The sequence below is a fragment of the Maricaulis sp. genome (assembly GCF_030149235.1).
In the GTDB taxonomy this organism is placed as follows: Bacteria; Pseudomonadota; Alphaproteobacteria; order Caulobacterales; family Maricaulaceae; genus Maricaulis.
Genome location: NZ_JASBRW010000056.1, coordinates 1 through 20611, shown reverse-complemented (window position 1 = coordinate 20611; position 20611 = coordinate 1). Strand labels below are relative to the sequence as shown.

22 protein-coding genes are annotated in these 20611 nt (G+C 62.2%); 10 read left to right on the top strand and 12 right to left on the bottom strand.

From position 1 onward, the window contains the following. Positions 1 to 33: 33 nt before the first annotated feature. Positions 34 to 1134 carry a redox-regulated ATPase YchF gene (ychF, locus tag Q1V51_RS08130; RefSeq protein WP_300555152.1) on the top strand — a complete coding sequence of 367 codons (1101 nt, stop codon included), beginning with the start codon at positions 34 to 36 and terminating at the stop codon, positions 1132 to 1134. On the opposite strand, the gene Q1V51_RS08125 is transcribed toward ychF, so the two are convergent. After that, a complete protein-coding gene (locus Q1V51_RS08125) occupies positions 1131 to 1673 on the bottom strand; it encodes a TetR/AcrR family transcriptional regulator (protein WP_300555149.1) in 543 nt (180 codons plus the stop codon). The two genes, ychF and Q1V51_RS08125, sit on opposite strands and share 4 nt — an antisense overlap. A gap of 128 nt (positions 1674 to 1801) precedes the next feature. Between Q1V51_RS08125 and Q1V51_RS08120 the strand changes: the two genes are divergently transcribed. From Q1V51_RS08120 to Q1V51_RS08110, 3 genes are all read left to right on the top strand, one after another. Next, positions 1802 to 3067 (top strand): multidrug effflux MFS transporter, encoded by a 1266-nt coding sequence (locus Q1V51_RS08120; RefSeq protein WP_300555147.1) that lies wholly within the window; start codon positions 1802 to 1804, stop codon positions 3065 to 3067. Positions 3068 to 3079: 12 nt separating this feature from the next. Continuing rightward, on the top strand, positions 3080 to 3958 hold the full coding sequence (locus Q1V51_RS08115) for an enoyl-CoA hydratase-related protein (protein WP_300555145.1): 879 nt from the start codon (positions 3080 to 3082) through the stop codon (positions 3956 to 3958). Between the two features lie 73 nt (positions 3959 to 4031). Continuing rightward, on the top strand, positions 4032 to 4610 hold the full coding sequence (locus Q1V51_RS08110) for a hypothetical protein (protein ID WP_300555143.1): 579 nt from the start codon (positions 4032 to 4034) through the stop codon (positions 4608 to 4610). Here Q1V51_RS08110 and rlmJ read toward each other — a convergent pair. Beyond that, positions 4607 to 5500 (bottom strand): 23S rRNA (adenine(2030)-N(6))-methyltransferase RlmJ, encoded by an 894-nt coding sequence (gene rlmJ, locus Q1V51_RS08105; RefSeq protein ID WP_300555140.1) that lies wholly within the window; start codon positions 5498 to 5500, stop codon positions 4607 to 4609. The two genes, Q1V51_RS08110 and rlmJ, sit on opposite strands and share 4 nt — an antisense overlap. Before the next feature lie 114 nt (positions 5501 to 5614). On the opposite strand from rlmJ, the gene Q1V51_RS08100 reads away from it, so the two are divergent. Then, entirely contained in the window at positions 5615 to 7096 is a 1482-nt protein-coding gene (locus Q1V51_RS08100; RefSeq protein WP_300555138.1) for a peptidase S10, read from the top strand. A gap of 51 nt (positions 7097 to 7147) precedes the next feature. Here Q1V51_RS08100 and Q1V51_RS08095 read toward each other — a convergent pair whose 3' ends face one another. From Q1V51_RS08095 to petA, 7 genes are all read right to left on the bottom strand, one after another. Continuing rightward, positions 7148 to 7675 (bottom strand): adenine phosphoribosyltransferase, encoded by a 528-nt coding sequence (locus Q1V51_RS08095; RefSeq protein ID WP_300555136.1) that lies wholly within the window; start codon positions 7673 to 7675, stop codon positions 7148 to 7150. A 20-nt stretch (positions 7676 to 7695) separates the two neighbouring features. After that, positions 7696 to 8337, bottom strand: coding sequence for a glutathione S-transferase family protein (locus Q1V51_RS08090; protein ID WP_300555133.1), 642 nt, complete (start codon positions 8335 to 8337; stop codon positions 7696 to 7698). Position 8338: 1 nt separating this feature from the next. Then, positions 8339 to 8734 (bottom strand): lysozyme inhibitor LprI family protein, encoded by a 396-nt coding sequence (locus Q1V51_RS08085; RefSeq protein ID WP_300555131.1) that lies wholly within the window; start codon positions 8732 to 8734, stop codon positions 8339 to 8341. Positions 8735 to 8831: 97 nt separating this feature from the next. Next, positions 8832 to 9713, bottom strand: a complete 882-nt coding sequence (gene mtnP / locus Q1V51_RS08080; protein ID WP_300555128.1) for an S-methyl-5'-thioadenosine phosphorylase — start codon at positions 9711 to 9713, stop codon at positions 8832 to 8834. A gap of 77 nt (positions 9714 to 9790) precedes the next feature. Further along, positions 9791 to 10591 carry a cytochrome c1 gene (locus Q1V51_RS08075; protein WP_300555125.1) on the bottom strand — a complete coding sequence of 267 codons (801 nt, stop codon included), beginning with the start codon at positions 10589 to 10591 and terminating at the stop codon, positions 9791 to 9793. Positions 10592 to 10602: 11 nt separating this feature from the next. Continuing rightward, a complete protein-coding gene (locus Q1V51_RS08070; protein ID WP_300555122.1) occupies positions 10603 to 11904 on the bottom strand; it encodes a cytochrome b N-terminal domain-containing protein in 1302 nt (433 codons plus the stop codon). Beyond that, entirely contained in the window at positions 11901 to 12527 is a 627-nt protein-coding gene (gene petA / locus Q1V51_RS08065; protein WP_300555119.1) for a ubiquinol-cytochrome c reductase iron-sulfur subunit, read from the bottom strand. Before petA ends, Q1V51_RS08070 begins: the two co-directional genes overlap by 4 nt. Positions 12528 to 12702: 175 nt before the next feature. On the opposite strand from petA, the gene Q1V51_RS08060 reads away from it, so the two are divergent. Next, positions 12703 to 13155, top strand: coding sequence for a TrmH family RNA methyltransferase (locus Q1V51_RS08060; RefSeq protein ID WP_300555117.1), 453 nt, complete (start codon positions 12703 to 12705; stop codon positions 13153 to 13155). Here the strand turns inward: Q1V51_RS08060 and Q1V51_RS08055 are convergent. After that, positions 13152 to 14288, bottom strand: a complete 1137-nt coding sequence (locus tag Q1V51_RS08055; protein ID WP_300555115.1) for a site-2 protease family protein — start codon at positions 14286 to 14288, stop codon at positions 13152 to 13154. The two genes, Q1V51_RS08060 and Q1V51_RS08055, sit on opposite strands and share 4 nt — an antisense overlap. Positions 14289 to 14579: 291 nt before the next feature. Between Q1V51_RS08055 and Q1V51_RS08050 the strand changes: the two genes are divergently transcribed. Further along, positions 14580 to 15926 carry a DEAD/DEAH box helicase gene (locus Q1V51_RS08050; protein ID WP_300555112.1) on the top strand — a complete coding sequence of 449 codons (1347 nt, stop codon included), beginning with the start codon at positions 14580 to 14582 and terminating at the stop codon, positions 15924 to 15926. Here the strand turns inward: Q1V51_RS08050 and Q1V51_RS08045 are convergent. Next, positions 15923 to 17266 carry a globin-coupled sensor protein gene (locus Q1V51_RS08045; protein WP_300555110.1) on the bottom strand — a complete coding sequence of 448 codons (1344 nt, stop codon included), beginning with the start codon at positions 17264 to 17266 and terminating at the stop codon, positions 15923 to 15925. The genes Q1V51_RS08050 and Q1V51_RS08045 overlap by 4 nt on opposite strands. Positions 17267 to 17463: 197 nt before the next feature. On the opposite strand from Q1V51_RS08045, the gene hemF reads away from it, so the two are divergent. From hemF to Q1V51_RS08030, 3 genes are all read left to right on the top strand, one after another. Next, complete coding sequence (gene hemF / locus Q1V51_RS08040) at positions 17464 to 18354, top strand: oxygen-dependent coproporphyrinogen oxidase (protein WP_300555108.1); 891 nt, start codon at positions 17464 to 17466, stop codon at positions 18352 to 18354. 87 nt (positions 18355 to 18441) lie between these two features. Continuing rightward, on the top strand, positions 18442 to 19263 hold the full coding sequence (locus Q1V51_RS08035; protein WP_300555105.1) for an AraC family transcriptional regulator: 822 nt from the start codon (positions 18442 to 18444) through the stop codon (positions 19261 to 19263). A gap of 70 nt (positions 19264 to 19333) precedes the next feature. Beyond that, positions 19334 to 20041 carry a CPBP family intramembrane glutamic endopeptidase gene (locus Q1V51_RS08030; RefSeq protein WP_300555102.1) on the top strand — a complete coding sequence of 236 codons (708 nt, stop codon included), beginning with the start codon at positions 19334 to 19336 and terminating at the stop codon, positions 20039 to 20041. 62 nt (positions 20042 to 20103) lie between these two features. Here the strand turns inward: Q1V51_RS08030 and Q1V51_RS08025 are convergent, their stop codons facing one another. Beyond that, entirely contained in the window at positions 20104 to 20496 is a 393-nt protein-coding gene (locus Q1V51_RS08025) for a hypothetical protein (protein ID WP_300555100.1), read from the bottom strand. Positions 20497 to 20611: the final 115 nt, after the last annotated feature.

Genomic DNA, 20611 nt, shown 5'->3' with positions numbered 1-20611 from the left:
AGCCGCGGCGAGACAGGCAAGGACGAGGACATTATGGGTTTCAAATGCGGCATTGTGGGTCTTCCGAACGTCGGCAAGTCCACCCTCTTCAACGCCCTGACGCAAACTGCGGCAGCGCAGGCGGCGAACTACCCTTTCTGCACCATTGAGCCCAATGTCGGTGATGTGGCGGTGCCGGAACCGCGCCTCGCCAAGTTGGCCGAGATTGCCCAGTCGAAGGAAGTCCTGCCGGCGCGGATGAATTTCGTTGATATTGCCGGCCTGGTGGCCGGTGCCTCCAAGGGTGAAGGGCTGGGCAATCAATTCCTCGCCAATATCCGCGAAACCGACGCCATCGCCTATGTGCTGCGCTGTTTCGATGATGATGACGTCACCCATGTCGCCAACAAGATCGACCCGCTGGCCGACCTGGAAACCGTTGAGACCGAGCTGATGCTGGCGGATCTGGAAAGCCTAGAGAAGCGCCGCACCAATTTGGACAAGAAAGCCAAGTCCGGTGACAAGGAGGCCAAGGCCACCCTCGCCCTGGTCGATATCGCCCTGGAACAGCTCAATACCGGCAAGCCGGCGCGCTTTGCCGAGATTTCCAAGGATGATGAAAAAGCCTGGCGCGGCCTGCAATTGCTGACCACGAAGCCGGTCCTCTTCATCGCCAATGTCGATGAAGCCTCAGCGGCCGATGGCAATGCCTATTCTGAAATCGTCATCAAGCGCGCCGAGGAAGAAGGCGCCCAGGCTGTGGTGATCTCGGCCAAGATCGAGAGCGAGCTGGCCCTGCTCGAGGACGAGGAAGAACGTGCGGAATACCTGGAAACGATCGGCCTGACCGAGCCGGGTCTCGATCGCCTCATCCATACCGGCTACTCCCTGCTTGGCCTGCAGACCTATTTCACGGCCGGCCCGAAAGAAGCCCGCGCCTGGACCATTCATGAAGGCTGGACCGCACCGCAGGCCGCCGGCGTCATCCATGGGGATTTCGAGAAGGGCTTCATCCGCGCCGAGACCATCGCTTTCGAAGATTATGTCGAATGCGGCGGTGAAAGCGCGGCCAAGGAAGCCGGCAAGATGCGCGCGGAAGGCAAGGACTACATCGTCAAGGACGGCGATGTGATGCACTTCCGTTTCAACGTCTAGCCGCTCGCCGCGACCCGGTCGAACACGCTCACATCCTGCAGGCTCTGCGCCATGATCATGGCGCCTTCCAGCCGGGCCACGAGTTCCAGCGCGGCCACCTCGCGGGCCTTGGCATCGCCCAGTGCGGGGTCGGTCTCCAGCGCTTCCAGGAGCCAGTCACGGGTCCGCTCGAAAAATCCCCGCGCCGCCGCGGCAACGGGCTGGGGCAGGCTGGCGCTTTCCGCACCGAGCACGCCGCACAGGCACATGAGGTTTTCCTCGACCAGGGCGGCGCGGAAGCCGGCGATAAAGGCCTGCCGTTTCTCGGCCACGGAACGGCTGTCGCGGGGGTCGCCCAGACTGTCGAGGAAGCGGTCATTATAGCGCTGCGTCATGGCCACGCCGAGCGCTTCCTTGGTCGGGAAATGATAGTGCACGCTGGCTGACTTGATGCCGACCGCGCTGGCCAGGTCGCGAAAGCTGAAACCGCCATAGCCGCCATGTCGCGCCAGGCTTTCGGCCACGTCGAGGATTTTTTCCGCTGTTCCTGCCCGGTCCATAAGACGTGCTCCCGGCGCTCCTATCATGTGATAGATAGGTGTAGACGGGTGCCCACGCAATATTGCCGGCGAGCGAAGGGACAACACGCTTGCGGTCCGGAGCGCAGCGGCTCACAGTCGCGCGTTCCATGACCCCATCTTCCCCGACCCCAATCGCCACGCGATCCGGAGACAACTCCGACCTGCCGCTTCCCTTGTGGGAGCTGGTGGCGTTGATGGTGGCCATTACCGGTCTGGTCGCCCTGTCGATCGACATGATGCTGCCCGCGCTGGACGATATCGCCGCCGATCTCGACGTTGCCCGGGCGAATAGCCAGCAGAATGTGATTTCGGCCTACCTGCTCGGCTTTGCCGTGGCCCAGATCATCTACGGCCCGCTCTCCGACCGGTTCGGGCGCAAGCCGGTGATGATGGGCGCGATCGGGGTTTATCTCATCGTGACGCTGATCTGCGCGATGACACCCAGCTTCACCCTCCTGCTGACCGCACGGTTCGCCCAGGGCGCGGCCGCGGCAGCCAGCCGGGTCATTACCGTGGCGATTGCCCGCGACCTGACCTCCGGCCGGCGCATGGCCGAGATCATGTCGCTGGTGATGACCGCCTTCATGGCCGTGCCGGTCCTGGCACCGGCGATGGGGCAGCTGATCATGGTCGTGGCCGACTGGCGCTGGATCTTTGGCGCCCTCTTCCTCTTCGGCATTGCGCTCCTGGCCTGGATCCATATCCGCCTGCCCGAAACCCTGCATCCGGAATACCGCGTACCGCTCAAGGTCAGCACGACGGTTGCGACCTTCGCGGAAGCCCTGCGCAACCGGCAGCTTCTCGGCTACACGCTTGCAGCGATGGCATTCTTCGGAGGGCTCTACGCCTTCCTCAACTCCTCGCAACAGGTCTTCATCAGCACCTATGGGCTGGGCGATAACCAGTTTCCGCTGGCCTTCGCCATTATTGCGACCGGCATGGGGGCGATGAGCTTTATCAATTCGCGCCTGGTGCAAAGGCTGGGACAAAGACGCCTGGCTCATACCGCCCTGATCGTCTTCACCGCGGTCAGCCTGGTCCATACCGCCAGCCTGCTCGCGGGCGTGCACAGTGCGGCAGCTTTCCTGGGACTGCTCGCCATTGCCCTGGCCGCACTCGGCCTGATCGCGGCCAATTTTTCCTCCATAGCCATGGAGCCCATGGGTCATATCGCGGGCACGGCCTCGGCGGCCTACGGCATGATCAGCGGTGTCGGCGGGACGTTTGTGGGCTGGGCCATCGGCCAGCTGTACGACGGCACCGCCATTCCGCTGATCGCCGGGCAGGCGCTGATGGGCGCGGCGGCGATTGCGATTGTGCTTGTCACCGAGCGCGGGCGCCTATTCGGTACCGGGGATGAAACCCATCATTAAAAGGGGACAGACATGACGTTCGAAACGATCCGCTACGAGGTCGAGGACGCGATCGCGACCATCACCATGCACCGACCGCACCGGCTCAACGCGTTCACCTATGAAATGGGCGACGAGATCATGGCGGCGTTCGACGCCGCCGATGCCGATGACGCGGTCAAGGCCATCATTGTCACCGGTTCACCACCCGCTTTCTGTGCCGGTGCGGATCTGTCGACCGGGGTTGAGACCTTCGACATGGTTGCCCAAACCCAGCATAACGGCACATTTGATCCCAAGGATCCCAAATGGCGTGACCGCGGCGGTGTTCTCAACCTGCGAATCTGGAACGCCCTGAAGCCGGTCATCGCAGCCATCAATGGCGCCTCAGTCGGGATTGGCGCGACGATGATCCTGCCGATGGATATCCGCCTGGCTTCGGTCGATGCCAAATTTGCCTACCCCTTCGCGCGCCGCGGCATCATCTGGGACGGCTGCGCGAGCTGGTTCCTGCCCCGTGTCGTGGGCATTTCAACAGCTATGGACTGGGGCCTGACGGGACGGACTTTCCCGGCAGCCGAGGCCTTCGAGGCGGGTCTTGTCGCCCGGGTCCTGCCCGCCGAAGACCTGATGGCGGAAGCCCGTGACCGGGCGCGCCAGATCGCTGAACGATGCTCGCCCGTATCGCTGGCCATGATGCGCCGGATGGCGTGGCGCATGCAGGGCGCGGCTCATCCGATGGAGGCCCATCGCCTGGAATCGATCGGCATTCTGGAAGCCGGAATGGGCGACGACGCCAAGGAGGGCGTCATGTCCTTCCTGGAAAAACGCCCGCCGGAATTCCCCGGCAAGGTCTCCAGCGATCTGCCGTCCGGGCATCCCTGGTGGGATGAGGCAGGGGACAACTACTAGCACATTCCCGTCGCGCGCCTTCCAAGCCCTCGATAGTCTCAGGCCATCAATAATGGTCCGTCGGGGGACAGACATGACCGCAACCACACTCGCCTCGCCCAATCCTTCGCGCCTCGGGCTCTATCTTGGCATTTTGCTGCTGGGTCCGTTTAGCTATCTCGCCCATGAGTTCGGCCACTGGGCCGCCGGGGAGATGCTCGGCGTGGAAATGTGGATGACGCTGAACAAGGCGGGACCGGCATCGGGCTCCTATGGCTCGCAAACCTACGCCCTGATTGTGTCGCTCGCAGGCCCTGCCGTCACCGTGGCCCTCGGCGTTCTCGCGTACTTGTGGGCTCGGGCGACCGGATCGTTTCTCGCTTACGGGCTGCTATTTTTCCAGTTCATGCTGCGCTTAATTGCGGGAGGGATCACCATGACCGGCCCTTACCCGAATGATGAAGCCCTGGCCGGTATCATCCTGGGCATGGGCCCCTATCCGATCACCATCGGCGTCGCGGCCCTCCTTCTGGCTCTGACATGGGATGCTGCGCGACGCCTGCGTCCGCACTGGGCGCATAATATCGGCGCCTACGCCGTCAGCAGCCTGCTGATCACGACGATCGTTTTCTCCGACCGTTTTCTGCGGGATATGAATATCCAGCTGCTCTAATCGTCAGCCAGATCTTCCAGGTCCTCGTCGGTAAAGGCGCCGTCAACGCGCCAGCCATAGCCATCGCCCTGTGCCAGGGTGTCAGCCAGCCAGGGCATGGCGCCGACGAGTTGCTCCTCCAGCGTCCAGGGCGGATTGACGATCACCACCCCGGCTCCGGCGAGCTTGCCTTCACTGGCCAGGTCACGCACCCAGAGATCAGCCCGCAGGATTTTCTCGGGATCAATGCCCTGCTCGGTAATCAACCAGTGCGCAAGCCCGGCATCGAACCGGTCGGCAGCCCAGAGGTTCTTGAGCGAACGCCAGAACACATAGGTCCCGGTTGGCCATTTGCCGATCGCGCCCATGACCGCTTCGGCCATGTGGGCGAGTTCATCCCGGTCCTCGAACGGCGGGTCCACAAGCACCAGGCCGCGCTTTTCCGGCGGCGGGACAAGCGCCTCGATCGCCTTGTAGCCATCGCGCTTTTCAACTTTCACGCGCTTGTCGCGCTTATAGCGATCGTCCAGCGTCACTGAGTCGGCGGCATGCAGCTCGCACAGATGCATGCGGTCATTCTCACGCAGCAGACGCGCCGCGATTTCCGGCGACCCCGGATAGGATTTCAACCCATCCGGGTTCATCTCACGGATCAAGTTGAGATACGGCTCGAGCGCCGGGCGGGCCTCCTCGGGAATATCCGCGTTCAGCAGCTTGCCGACACCGTCTTTCCATTCCGGAGAGCGCTCAGCTTCATCTGATGCCAGGTCGTAAGCGCCGATACCGGAATGGCTGTCGATGTAGCGCACCGGCTTGGGCTTGGCCTTGAGGTGCTCAAGGCAAAGGGTGAGGACGAGATGTTTGAGAATGTCGGCAAAATTGCCGGCATGAAAAGCGTGTCGATAATTCATGGGTCTGCCCTACCCCAACTTGGCTTTTGCCCCAAGTCTTGGCTTGCAGGCCGGTCACTTCACGCCAGCCCTGGTGCTGACTAGACTGCCGCCAAATCATTGGGGAGACCATTCATGATCCGTACCCTCACTGCCGCGCTTGCCGCGGCGACGCTGAGCATTGTGCCATCATTGGCGCAGGAAAACGCCGAGACGCCGGAACCGCGCGTCTATGAAAGCCGCGGTCAGGTGACCATTGGCGAACAGCGCATCCGTTATTCCGTCACCGCCGGCGAAACCTTCCTGCACGACAGCGATGGCAATCCGACCGCGTCGATCTTCACCACCGCTTACATCGCCGACAATATGGGCGATCCGCGTACCCGCCCGGTGGCCTTCGTGTTCAATGGCGGTCCGGGCTCGGCGAGCTTGTGGCTGCATATGGGCGTATTTGGCCCGCAGCGCCTGGCGCTGCCCAACGCAGTCGATGACGGAGCTGCGCCCTATGATGTCGTCGAGAATGTCCACTCCATCCTCGACGTGGCCGATCTCGTGTTCGTCGACCCGGTCGGCACCGGCTGGAGCCGGGCCCTGGGCGAGACGGAGCCGTCGGAATTCTGGGGCGTCAATGAAGATGCCGAGAGCCTCGCCGCCTTCATCCGCCTCTGGCTGAGCGAGAACCGGCGCTGGAATTCGCCGAAATACCTGCTCGGTGAGAGTTATGGCACGCTGCGGATCGGCGCCCTGCTGAACGAGCTGGAAGGGGGATATACAGATGTCGCCATCAACGGTGTGGCCCTGATCTCCACCGTCCTCGATTTCCGCTATGACGACACGTCGCCGGGTAATGATATCGGCTATGTCGGCCTGATGCCCGGCTTTGCCGCGACGGCCTGGTATCACAACAAGGTCGACCGTTCGGCCTGGAACAATGATATCGAGGCCTTCCTTGCCGATGCCCGCGAGTTCGCCATCGAGGAATACATGCCGGCCCTGATGTATGGCGTCACGCTTGATGCCAATCGCCAGGCCAGTGTCATCTCGGGTCTAGCCAGCTTTACCGGCTTGTCGGAAGACTTCCTCGAGCGCGCCAATATGCGGGTCTCCCTGCGTCGCTTCCAGCGCGAGCTGCGCCGCGATGAAGGCCTGTCGGTCGGCCGCCTGGACAGCCGTTTCACCGGTGTCGAGATTGATGGCGTCGGTGAAGGCCCGGAAACCGATCCGAGCTTCTACGGCATCGACGCAAGCTTTACGGCCTCCATGCTGGACTACTTCACCCGCACGCTGGGCGTGGAGATCACGGAATACTATTCCACCATTGGCGGCGTTCGTGGCTGGAACTGGGATACCGGCCAGTCCGGCGGCAATGAGTACATCAATGTTGTGCCGTGGGTGTCGCGTGCCATGCGCCAGAACTCCGATCTCGAAGTCCTCGTAGCCCAGGGCTATTATGACCTGGCGACGCCCTTCTTCTCGGCGGAGCTGATGTTCAACCAGCCCGGTTTCGACCAGGATCGCGTGACCTTCACCTATTATGAAGCGGGTCACATGATGTACATCCACGAGCCGTCCCTCGAGACCTTCGCCCAGGATGTTCGGGATCTGATTGCAGACTGATCCGTCGGATGGACTTGAGAATGAGCCGCCCACCGTTCGCGGTGCGGCGGCTTATTCGCCCTCGTAGGAGACCAGCGAGGATACCGGCACGCCCAGCGCCTCGATGCGCTTGGCGCCACCCAGATCCGGCAGGTCGATCACGAAGGCCGCGCCGACCACCGTCGCACCGGCGCGCTGCAGCAGCTTGATGGACGCCTCGGCGGTTCCGCCAGTGGCGATCAGGTCATCCACCAGCAGAATACGGTCGCCCTCATGGACGGCATCGACATGGATCTCGATCGCGTCGACCCCGTATTCCAGCTCGTATTCTTCGATCAGCGTCCGATGCGGCAGCTTGCCCTTCTTGCGAACCGGCGTGAAGCCGACCGAGAGCTGATGCGCCACGGCGCCGCCGAGGATGAAGCCTCGCGCCTCGGTACCGGCAACCCGGTCAATCTTGGTCCCGGCCCAGGGATGAACCATCAGGTCGACGGCGATACGAAAGGCCCGCGCATCACCGATCAGCGTGGTGACGTCACGGAACATGATGCCCGGCTTGGGATAGTCGGGAATGGTGCGGATCGCGGATTTGAGGTCCATGGCGTTTGTCCCTGAGCGCGCTAGATCGGGTTTTCGTACGGGTTTGGAAAGTCTTCCTCAAGCGCCCCGGCTTCCCAGGCGAGAAAATCCTCATCCGCCAGCAGCTGGTCGCAATAAGCCTGGGCCTCGCTGTGCAGGTCAACCGCATAGGTTCTGAAACGGGTCGCGGCCGGGGTGAAGAAGGCATCTGCAATCGACCATTCGCCGAACAGGTAGGGGCCGGGTCGGGTCGCGACATCATGCCAGAGCGCCTGCATCAGAGCGATGTCCATGCGGGTGGCATCGTTCAGCTCGATCGCGGCCGGTTCCCGGCCGAGGTCCATCGGGCAGTGCTGGCGCAGCGCGAAAAAACCGGCATGCATGGCACTGGCTGCCGAACGGGCCCGGTGACGCAGCGGTGCCGAAGCGGGCCAGAGCGAAGGCACTTGTTCTGCGGCCCACTCGCAGATCGCCAGGGAATCCCAGATCACACCGTCTTCGGTATGCAGGGCCGGAACGGTGCCGCCGGGTGAAATCTCCGAGATCGTGGACCGCGTATCGACATCATCGAGCGGGACCAGCACCTCTTCGAAATCCAGCCCGGATTTCCTGAGCACCTGCCAGGCCCGCAGAGACCAGCTCGAAAAACGGCGATTGCCGATGAAAAGCCTGGGCTTGGACACGTCAGGCCTCGCTCAGCTCGGTCGTGCGGGCGCGGGTCAGGGCAATCTGGCAATCAAGGACAACATCACGGCGAGAATCCTCGCTCAGGATCATCAGAGCACCCCGGCGCGCGCACTCGGCATCACGATAGGCCGCCCAGGCGCTCTGAGCAGCCTCCAGAGCCGCAGACGCGCCAAACATGCCCCCAGTGTCCAGATCAGCAAGCTCGGCCTCCTCAGCCGCTCCTGCCGCGGCGGCAGCCATCGCAGCCTCCGCCTCCTGCAACAAATCACCGAGGCAATCATGCCGGGCTCGCGGATTGGTCAGGTGGGCGGCGCACTCAACGGCGGGACGAGGCAGGACAACCGGCTGCTGCAGCGCCAGCATGACTGTGGAACCCAGAACCAAACTCAGCATGACATCCCCCGATACACATGCGGCGCAACACTACGCGCCGGGCCGTCTTTATGGACGACCGTTGGCAGCGGCAAAAGACCCGGCCGGGAGAATTCACTCAATCCGCTGCAAAAACGCGCGGAATCAGGCTGGCGAGACGCTCCACGGCCGCGCCAAGGCGATGGCTCGGCGGAGTCACGATCGACGTGTCCAGACAGGTTTCGATCCCATCCGGCGATGCCGTCCGCTCTGTAGCGGACAGGGTGGTTGCCAGCTGAGCCAGCATGGCCTTCGCCTTCTTGGTATTGCCCTGCATGACTTCAAGCACGCCGGCGACATCGACGCTGTCCTCACCCTCGTGCCAGCAGTCGTAATCGGTGACCATGGCCACAGCCGCATAGGGCAGCTCGGCTTCGCGCGCGAGCCGGGCCTCGGGCATGTTGGTCATGCCGATCACGTCCAGCCCCCAGCTGCGGTAGAGCTCACTCTCCGCACGGGTTGAAAATTGCGGGCCTTCCATCACCAGATAGGCCCCGCCCATGGTCGCACCGATGCCGGAAGCCTGAGCCGCGTCAAAGGCCATCTGGCTGAGCCGAGAACACACCGGGTCAGCCATCGGCACATGGGCGATACAGCCCTCGCCGAAAAAGCTCATCGGGCGTTGTCGGGTGCGGTCGACATACTGGTCGACAAAAACGAAATGGCCCGGCGCATACTCTTCGCGCAGAGAGCCGCAGGCGGAGACAGCCAGGATATCGGTACAACCGGCCTGCTTCAGCGCTGCGATATTGGCCTTGTAGGGCAATTCTGACGGGGAGAGGGTGTGCCCGGAACCATGGCGCGGCAGGAAGACGAAATTGACACCATTGAGCTCACCGAAGGTCAGCTCGGCGGACGGGAACCCCCAGGCGGTTTCCCAGGCCTGGGTGCGGACATTCTCCAGCCCCTCCAGGGCGTAGAGGCCGGAACCGCCGATTACGCCAATAGTCCACTTGCTCATCATCTTGCTCCGTCGTCTCCACGAAAAAGGCCGCGGACGAGCGCCGCGGCCTTAGTCAGCTCAGTGCTCAGCCCAGCCTAGTGCTTCACATTCGCCCAGATCTGGCGATAGGCCAGATAGACCAGAATGGTCAGGACGAACAAGAAGAGCAGGACCATGAGGCCGGTCTGCTTGCGAATATCCTGGTGCGGATCCGCGGCCCAGGTGAGGAAAACGGCGATATCTTCCGCCATCTGCTCCTGGGTTGCCTCGGTTCCGTCGGCGTATTCGATCAGGCCGTCAACCAGCTGCGGCGCCATGGAAATCGGCCCGAAATACTCGTTGTAGTACTGGCCCGGCCCCATTTCGACGCCTTCCGGAGCGTCGGTGTAGCCCAGCATCAGCGAGCGGACATAATCCGTGCCGTGATGGCGGGCGCGGGTCATGACCGAAAGATCCGGCGGCAGGGCGCCATTATTGGAACCGCGAGCAATCTGCTCATTCTCATACGGTGCCGGGAAGGTGTCAGCCGGGATACCCGGGCGGATGCGCGGATCACCGGCATCATCGACTTCACCATCCCACTGACGCGTGTAGGACGCAGCCAGCTGCATGACGAGCGGGTTGTCATTGGCGTTCGGGAAGCGCTCGTCCTCGAAGGGACCACCACGCTCACCGAGATTACGGAAGCTCAGCAGGTCCATCGAGTGGCACGAGGCGCAGACTTCGACATAGATCTGATAGCCACGCTGGACCGCAGCACGGTCATACGTGCCGAACGGGCCGGAGTGGTGCCAGTGATGGTGTTCCGGCGCCTTGTAATCGCCCGGAGCAGCACCAGCAGCGGCAGACAGTCCAAGCGCGGCCAGACCGGCTGCAATAAGACGGGTCATTTTCATGATCTTGATCCTTATTCCGCCGGCTGGGCGTTGGTGTTGTTGCCCAGGACCGCTGCCTCGATCGACGCAGGACGTTCCTTCGGCTTCTCGACAATGCCCATAACCGGGAGCACGACGAGGAAGTAGGCGAAGTAGTACAACGTCAGGAACTGGCCGAAGTAGAGGAATTTGAAGCCCTCGATGCCGAGCACGTAATCATCCGGGTTCTTCGCACCGCACCAGCCCAGGCCGAAGCAGGCCAGGACGAAGAAGATGAAGAACCAGCGCGTCAGCGGACGATAGCGCATGGAGCGAACCTTGGACGTGTCCAGCCAGGGCAGGACAAACAGGATCGCGATAGCGCCGAACATCAGCAGCACGCCGCCCAGCTTCGCATCGATCGGGCCGATGTCGAAGGTAATGGCACGCAGGATCGCGTAGAAGGGCAGGAAATACCATTCCGGAACGATGTGAGCCGGGGTCGAGAGCGGGTTGGCTTCGATGAAGTTGTCCGCGTGACCCAGAACGGTCGGCAGGAAGAAGACGAAGACGCAGAATACCATCAGGTAGACCAGGATCGCGAAGCCGTCCTTGACCGTGTAGTACGGGTGGAAGGGCAGCGTATCCTTCTTGCCGTCATCACCGCCACGCACGTCGAGACCAACGGGGTTGCCATTGCCCGGAACGTGCAGCGCCCAGATATGCAGACCGACCACGCCGGCGATCACGAAGGGCAGCAGGTAGTGCAGCGAGAAGAAGCGGTTCAGCGTGGCCTGACCGACCGAGAAACCGCCCCACAGCCATTCACGGATCGCATCGCCGACGAAGGGCAGCGCACCGATCAGGTTGGTGATCACGATGGCGCCCCAGTAGGACATCTGGCCCCACGGCAGGACGTAGCCCATGAAGGCCGTGGCCATCATCAACAGGTAGATCACGACGCCCAAGATCCACAACACCTCACGCGGCGCCTTGTAGGAACCGTAATAGAGGCCGCGGAACATGTGCAGATAGACGGCGACAAAGAAGAAGGCCGCGCCATTGGCGTGCATGGACTGGATCATCCAGCCGAAATTCACGTCACGGCGGATACGCTCGACACTGTCGAAGGCATAGGCTTCATGCGGCACGTAGTGCATCGCCAGGACAATACCGGTGACGATCTGGATCATCAGGAAGATCGCGAGGATCCCGCCGAAGGTCCACCAGTAGTTCAGGTTACGCGGCGTCGGGAAGTCGACAAAGCTGTCCCAGCCGAGGCGGATGATCGGCAGGCGCGAGTCGAGCCATTTGGTAAAGCCGGTTTTCGGTTCGTAGGTCGAAGGTCCACTCATGCTACAGCCCACCCAGAGTTAGCGCGTTCTTCATCGTTCAGACCAATTTTCACGGTCGTCTCGCTCTCGAAGAAGTAGTCCGGTACCGGCAGGTTTTCAGGAGCCGGGCCGCGACGGATGCGCGCAGACTTGTCGTAGTGAGAACCGTGGCACGGGCAGTACCAGGCATTGTATTCGCCGCCCGCATTGGTCTCCTGGCTCGTCGGCACGCAACCCAGGTGGGTGCAGTTGCCTTTGACGATCAGGAATTCCGGTCGAAGCACACGGTTGGCGTCGAGCGCCGGCGTGCCGTCGGGCAGGTTTTCGTTACGGGCGTCCTCGTCGGGCAGAGCCGACAATTCCACATCGCGGGCCTCTGCCACCTCGTCTTCCGTGCGGTGACGGATGAAGACCGGCGCACCGCGCCACATCACCGTCATTTCCGAGCCCGGAAGGAGCTGGGAAATATCGACCCGGATGGACCCCAGGGCCAGCGTGTCCGCTGCCGGGTTCATCTGATCGATGAATGGCCAAATCACAAGACCGCCACCAACAGCGGTCGCGCCGCCTGCAGCGATATAAATGAAGTCGCGGCGGGAGGGTTCTTCCCCGTGTCCGTCAAGCGCGCCGTTTTCTTCCGTCACGAGCCGACCTCTTCTCTTATATCTTGGGGAGCCGGACGGCATCCCCTGCCCCAGAAAATCGACACCAAATCCGGGGTCCGGGCTTGACGTCGCATAACCGATCGTCGATGGGCGTGTCGCAGCGCCACAGAGCGTGGCGTACACTTCCCAAATTTCGACGTGAGCGCGGCTTAGAATGCGTATCGTTTTTTTTCAACCTGATATTCCGCAAAACCTTGGGGCGGCCATGCGCGTCGCGGCCTGTTTCGGGGCTGGTATGGACATCATCGAGCCATGCGCTTTTCCCCTTACAGCAAAGGGGATTAGGAAGGCTGCGATGGACTATCAGGCAGCCATTTCGCCCCTCCGGCACGCCTCCTGGGGCCACTACACATCAAGTGCAGACGCGGCAATTGGTCGCCTCGTTCTGTTTACGACCAAAGCCGCTGACAACCTTTGGGATTTCTCCTTCAGGCCTGATGACCGGTTATTATTTGGCCGCGAAAGCGCCGGTGTGCCGGATGAAGTCCACCATTCAGCGGACGCTCGGGTGGTGATACCGATTCGCCCTGAAACCCGCTCGCTCAATGTGGTGGTCAGCGCCGGCATTGCGCTGGCGGAGGCGCAGCGGCAGCTTGGTCCGGCCTAGCTCATCCCCGCATCTTCGAACCGGTGTTTCATTTGTGCATAGGCCACCAGATCGGCCGCCATCAACACACCGGCGAGGCGGTCGCCATCGACGACATAGAGCCGGTCGAGATGGTGATGCTGCATCCGGCGGAGCGCTGTGTCGCCCTTGGCAAGCGCGTCAATGACCTGCCCCGCCAGCGGTTTGACCGCGATTTCGCCGACGCGCCGGAGCAGCCTGTCCTCGCGCGGCACGGCCTCGGCTTCCAACACGCCCGCACCGCCGATCAACCGGCCCTGATCAACAACCGGACACCAGTCCCGATGATGGAAGACGAGTTTCTCGCGAATGAAATCCTCGACGCTTGCTCGCGCATCGACCGTCTCAAGTCCGGGCCGGATAAGATCGGCAACGCGCAGTTCGCGCAGGGCGAGTCGCGTTTCGAGCTGCAGCCGGGCCGAACGGGCCGCCGATCGCAGGAAGAAACCGATCAGTATCCACCACAAGCCTGCAGCGGAAACGGCCAGCAGCAGGACCAGAACGCCATTGACCATCAAAAAGACGGCAAAGACCTCGCCCGCGAGGCTCGCAATCCGGGTCGCCTGCCGCTGGCTGGCCCCGAACATCCACAAGATGGCGCGCAGGACCCGGCCACCGTCGAGCGGAAAGGCCGGCACCATGTTGAACAGAGCCAGGATCAGGTTGATCAGGCCGAGATAACTCAGCACCAATGCCAGCGGCTGCCAGCTCTCCTGCAGGCCCGGCCAGCCCGCCGCCGAGGAGAATATCAGCGCCAGAAACAGGCTCATCACCGGACCGGCCAATGCCATTACCAGCTCGACCAGCGGCCGGTCGGGCTCCTCCTCAAGCTCTGCGGCGCCACCGAAAAGGAACAGGGTTACGTGATGGATGGGCAGACCAAAGGCCCGCCCGACGAAAGTGTGGGACAACTCGTGGGCGACAATCGAAAAAGTCAGCCCCGCCACCGCCAGAATGGCCATGGCGATATAGGTCTGCGTGCTCAGGCCCGCTTCGGCATCTGGAAAGAAGCCGACAGCCAAGGACCAGGCGACCAGCAGCACCAGAAACAGCCAGGACGGTTCAGCGCGAACGACCACGCCTCGGATTTTCACCGAAAAGATGTAAGGCCTCATAATGCGAGTTTAGCCTTATATCCTGCAGTGAGGCCAGTATTGCTGGAGTTTCACCGCGGCGGCTTGGTCACAAAACCAATCCAGCGCTTGCTTTTGCTTTCACTTAGGCCCATATCAAGCTCAACACGCCGCGCGTAGGCCTTCTTCAGAGGAAGTTCGCGGCCCTACAGGATCTTTTCAGCGATCCACCGCGCCTTGATGCGCCTCGCCGGACGGCTGATCTACGCTCATTTCGTTCATTTGATTTTCGCGCACCCAGCCTCGCTGGACGCGCTTTTATGGTATTGTTTTTTGACTCTTTTTTCTGACTTGGGACTGGCACAGCCGGTCCAGACAGCCGTCGATGAAGCCGGCTATACCCAACCCACACCGATCCAGGCCAAGGCCATTCCGGTTCTGCTGCAAGGCCGTGACCTTGTCGGTATTGCTCAGACCGGTACCGGCAAGACTGCCGCATTCGTTCTGCCCCTCCTCACCCGCCTCGCAGCCAGTGATGAACGCGCGGGACCGCGCGGCTGCCGCGCTTTGATCCTGGCTCCAACCCGCGAACTCGCCGCCCAGATCGGCGACAGTATCGAGACCTATTCCAAACACCTCAAACTCAGCCACACCGTGATCGTCGGCGGCGTGAAGCCGCGTCCTCAGATCAAGCGCCTGGAGCCCGGTGTCGACATTCTCGTCGCCACGCCCGGCCGCCTGCTCGATCATGCCGGTAGCGGCGTGCTGCGCCTGGACAAGATCAAGACCGTCGTGCTGGACGAGGCCGATCAGATGATGGACCTCGGCTTCATGCCCGCCATCCGTCAGATCATGAGCAAGCTGCGGAAGACGCGTCAGACCCTGCTTTTCTCCGCCACCATGCCCAAGCCGATCCGGCAATTGGCCAATCAGTTCCTGACCGATCCTGTCGAGATCGCCGTTACCCCGCAATCCAAGCCGGTCGAGCGTATCGAGCAAAAAGTCCTGCTGGTCGAGCGCGCGGACAAGCGCGATGCCCTGCGCGATATCCTGGCGGCGCGGGAAGTCGAGCGCGCCATCGTGTTCTCTCGCACCAAGCACGGCGCAAACCGGATTGTGCAGAATCTTGGCAAGGATGGCCTCGAGGCCGTCGCCATTCACGGCAATAAGAGCCAGAATCAGCGCGAGAAAGCGCTGGAAGCCTTCAAGTCGGGCGATGTGAAGATCATGGTCGCCACCGATATCGCCGCCCGTGGTATCGATATTGATAACGTGTCCCATGTGGTGAATTTCGACCTCCCCAATGTGCCGGAGGTCTATGTCCACCGCATCGGACGTACCGCGCGGGCCGGCACAGACGGTGTCGCTATCTCACTCGTTGAGATGGATGACCGCATCTTGCTGCGCGATATCGAGAAAACGATTGGCTTTCATCTCACCGATGAAGGGGCAGACCTGCATTGCCCCAAGCCGGCCAAGAAACCCCAGCGTGGTCGCGGCGGCGGGCAAGGCCGTTCAGGCGGCGGACAACGTCGTTCGGCAAATGGACCGGGCAAGCCCAAGGCGCAACGGGGAGAGCCGCGTAAGGCGGCCAAGCCCGCCGAAGCGTCTGGCAATGCACAAAAGAAGCGCCGGCCGCGTCGCCGGCCGTCCAATTCCAGCGGTGCTGCGGCGGCCTAGGCCGCGCGCAGCTTGCTAAGGAAGGCGGTGATGTTTTCGCGCATCGCCTTGGACTGGGCCTGCAAATCATCCACCTCACCGGCGACGGCGCGGCAGGCTTCATAAGCTGAGCGCGCGCCCTCACCGACCCGCGAGACAAGCTTATCGAGCTCGGCGGCGGCACCGGCCGTCATTTCGGCACTGCGGGAAATCTCACCCGTGGCCGCGTTCTGTTCTTCCACCGCGGCACTGATCGAAGCACCGGTCGCGCTGACATCCTCGATCGAGGCGCTGACGGTATCGATTTCGCGCACGGCGCGGCTGACCGTTTCCTGCATGCCGGCAATCTGGTGAGAGATATCCTCAGTCGCCTTGCCGGTCTGGCTGGCGAGCGCCTTGACCTCGGAGGCCACCACTGCGAAGCCCTTGCCGGCCTCCCCGGCCCGCGCCGCCTCGATGGTGGCATTCAGCGCCAGCAGGTTGGTCTGTTCCGCAACTCCTTCGATCAGGGTAACGATCTCACCAATCTTTTCAGCGGCGCCGGCCAGCTGGGACATGGTCTCGACTGTGACCTGGGCCGACTGGGACGCCGAACTGCTCTGCGTGGCGGTGTCACTGGCTTGGCGCGCGATCTCCGCGATAGAGGCCGTCATTTCCGTGGTCGAGGCGGCAGCGCTCTCGGCCGATTTGCGTACATCGGTTGACCGCATCGAGGCCTGATTCATCTCCTCCCCGCTGCTGCGGGCATTCTCGGCAATTGAATCGGTGGCTTGTTTCACACTGGTCGCGGCGGAGAGGACTTGGTCGGCGATGGCGATGACCTGCTGCTCGAACTCCGCCGTGAGCGCTTCGATGCGGGCCTTGTCCTCATCAGCCTTGCGGCTCTCGCTATAGACCTCGAGCGCCAGGTCCATGTCGAGCATCGCAACGCGGGTGAAAGCGGCGACACGCTCGGCCGTTTCGGCGCTGCGATTATGCAGGCGGCTGTAGCCGTCCTCGATGATCGCAGCCTGGATTCGCGCCATGACAAAGGAATACCCGCCCATATAGAGGGTCGGTGAGAGACCGATCCGGTTGTGAACCTGACCGATGGTGCGCGCGGAGTGGATATAGGCCTCGTCGAACTGGGCATCGAGCATGCGACCCCAATGTTCGCTTTGCTTTTGCTTGGCGTGTGCCACCCGGGACGGATCGGAGAAAAAGCCGCTGCTGTCATCATGCTGGGCAATATGCGCATAGAAGGCATTGAGCACGTCCGGCATTTCCCGCTCGATCAGAGGTCTGATCTCGCGCAGGGACTGGCGGGTGGCGTCGTCGAGTTCGAGAAAGGCCAGGCGGTTAGCTAGGTCCAACGTGCTCATGATTGAAATCCTTCGGGTATTCCACATTCCAATTGGGCTCATTGATGCCGCTACGAAGGTAAACGCGGATTAACCGAAACCGCCCAACTACCTATTCCCCCGCTCATTTCTTATGCGCATAGACTTATGCGCCGCCGGGCACAAAAGTCGCGCTTTGAACCCTTGCACCGGCGGACAAAGGGCGTATCCATGTCGCCATGACGACGACCTCTGCCAGCGACACGCTCGACATCGACCTCGCCCGCGCCACTGCCCGGGCCTGGTTCGAGGACCTACGCGACAAGATCTGCCACGCCTTCGAAGCGCTCGAGGACGAAGCGCCGGCCCAGCTCTACGGGCCGGACGCCGGCCGGTTCGAGTTCGAGGACTGGAGCCGCGGCCAGGACCAGGGCGGCGGCCGCATGGGCATTATGCGCGGTCGGCTGTTCGAGAAGGTAGGCGTTCACGTCTCGACCGTGCATGGAGAGTTCTCCGAACAATTCCGCGCGCAAATCCCCGGCGCTGCCGAAGATCCGCGCTTCTGGGCATCCGGTATCTCCCTGATCGCCCACATGTGGAACCCGCATGTTCCGGCCGTGCATATGAACACACGCTTCATCACCACCACGAAGTGGTGGTTCGGGGGCGGGATGGACCTGACACCGGTGCTCGATCGCGCCCGGACCCAGGACCATGATGACGCCAAGGACTTCCACGCCGCCTGCAAGACGGCCTGTGACAAGCATGACGATGACTTCCACGCCCGTTTCAAGAAATGGTGTGACGAGTATTTCTACCTGCCCCATCGCGACGAACCGCGTGGCATTGGCGGGATCTTCTACGACCGCCACAATACCGGCGACTGGGATGGCGATTTCGCTTTCACCCGCGATGTCGGCCTGGCCTTCCTCGATGTCTACCCGCAACTCGTCCGGCGGCGCATGCAAACGCCCTGGACCCCGGATGACCGTGAGGAACAACTTGTTCGCCGCGGCCGCTATGCCGAGTTCAACCTGCTCTATGACCGCGGAACCAAGTTCGGCCTGGAAACGGGCGGCAATGTGAAGTCGATCCTGTCCTCGATGCCGCCCGAGGCGAAATGGCCCTAGGCAGAGCGTGGATTATCTGGCGGCCAATCCCGCTTCATTTCACCATTGACCCCGTCTAAGCCTGTTCCCGGATAATGGGGCACAGGCATGGGCATGCACGTAAACGGGCGAGTGACCACGGCGGCAGGGCCGCATAAACGCTTTGAAGCTGCGTTTAGCGGGAAGGCCTTCGCTCCGCATCGGCACGACACCTATACATTCGCACTGACACTCCAAGGCGTTCAGAGTTTCGATTATCGCGGCGCCTGCCGGCACTCCCTGCCGGGTGAGCTGGTCGTGCTGCATCCCGATGAGCTGCATGACGGGCAAGCCGGCACCGAAGACGGGTTTTGCTATCGCGGCATCAATATCGCGCCGACAGACTTGCTTGACCCGCTCAATGGGCGCGCCCTCCCCTTCATTCAGGGCGGCCGGACCCGGGACAAAGAACTGATCACCCTTGTCGTCGACCTTGTGCGGGACCTGTCCACACCCCTCGACCCCTTGCACTGGCAAAACGCACTTGCGGACCTGACAGAAGCCCTGTGCGCGCTGGATAGCGGGGGAAACCTGACCCGCCAGCCGGACGCAGCAGCCGTGGTCGCGGCCCGAGACTATATCGAGGCCCATTTGATTGACCCAATTCAGATGGAAGATCTGGAGCAGGTTACCGGCGTGTCGCGCTGGCAGCTCTCGCGCGATTTCCGCGCCGTGCTCGGCACCAGCCCCTATCGCTACGTCACCCTGCGCCGCCTCGACCGGGCCAAGGCGTGCATCTTCCGCGGCCTGAGCTTGGCCGAGACCGCCTACGCCTGCGGCTTTTCCGACCAGGCTCACCTCACACGGCAGTTCAAGGCCACACTCGGTCTCACGCCAAAGGCCTGGTGGAAGATCATCGACACCCGCACCCACGGCACGATCATTCAATAAGCCCGCCACGCAAACACCTAGAAAGGGACCAGGCCCGCAAAGGGCACCTCCCTTAAGTGAAAGCGTGTGCATGACCGAACAGACCCATTCCCGCCTACGCGCCGCGATCGAATTGACCGCCGGCGTTACCATCGCCTTCGGCACCAAGGCGCTTCTCGATCCCTATATCTGGAAATTCTCCGGCCCCATCTCGCTCGCCGTCGTCCTGACCTTGGCGACGCTCTACCTGCATTCGCGCGGTGAGACATGGGCTCAGCTCGGCCTGCGCAACCCGGGCCGATGGAAGTCCTGGGCCCTGCTCCTTCCACAAATCGTGCTGGGCGTCGTGGTCATCCTGGGGGTCGGAGCCGGCACAGCCTTTCTCGGCGACACGCTGGGACTGTGGCAGACCGGAGCCCTTCCTGACGGTGTCGAAGACCGCTGGGGCAATATCCGAGGCAATCTGCCAGTCTATCTGCTGTGGCTGGCGCTGGCCTGGATCTCGGCCGGATTTGGCGAGGAGCTGTTCTTCCGTGGCTTCATGGTCAGTCGCGCCGAGCGGGTCACAAAGGGCCTGCCCTTCGCGCTCTTCCTCGCCGTGCTGATCCCGGCTGCAATCTTCGGCATTGCCCACTTTTACTATCAGGGCCTGCGTGGCCTGATCGTGACCGGGCTCATCGGCCTGTCGCTCGGCACGCTCTACCTGCTCTACAAGCGCAATCTCTGGCCATTGATCGTCGCCCATGGCCTTGTCGACACGCTCGGCTTCACCGCGCTCTATCTCGACGCGGACTGGTAAATCCAAAACAGAAAAAGCCCCAGCCAGCTGGCCGGGGCTTTTTGCTTGAACAGGTGCTCGCTCTAGTGCTTGAGCCGCGCCAGGAGCTCATCCTTGCAGGGCTCGAAGCGTTCAGAAATCCAGTGCGCCTTGAGCTCGTCGAGCGCATCGCCGAGCATCGGGCCGGGCTCATACCCCATCAGGATGAGATCGCCACCGGAGACCGGGAAATCCGGCTCTTTCCATTCCGCGGCAAACTGGGCCAGGAGGCGCCAGTCGCGCGGCGGCGGAGCCGTCTGGCCAGCGGCCGCAAGACGCGCCTGGTCTTCAAAAGCACGCGCCCCAAGCACCATGATGGCGCGCTCGGCAGCAGCACGGTCGGTGAACGCGTCGTGGACATCGCCCCGGGCCGACGGATCGACGGCACCCTGGAGGCGTTGGGTTTCGGCATTGGACATTTTGAGTTTCGCAGCCATGGTCCTGATCCTTTCCGGTCCGCCATCGGCCAGCGCCACAAACCGCAACAGCGAATCGGGCGCTAATCCGTATTCTACATCTTGATCAATGATTGCGGTCAGGACTCTTAAGGAT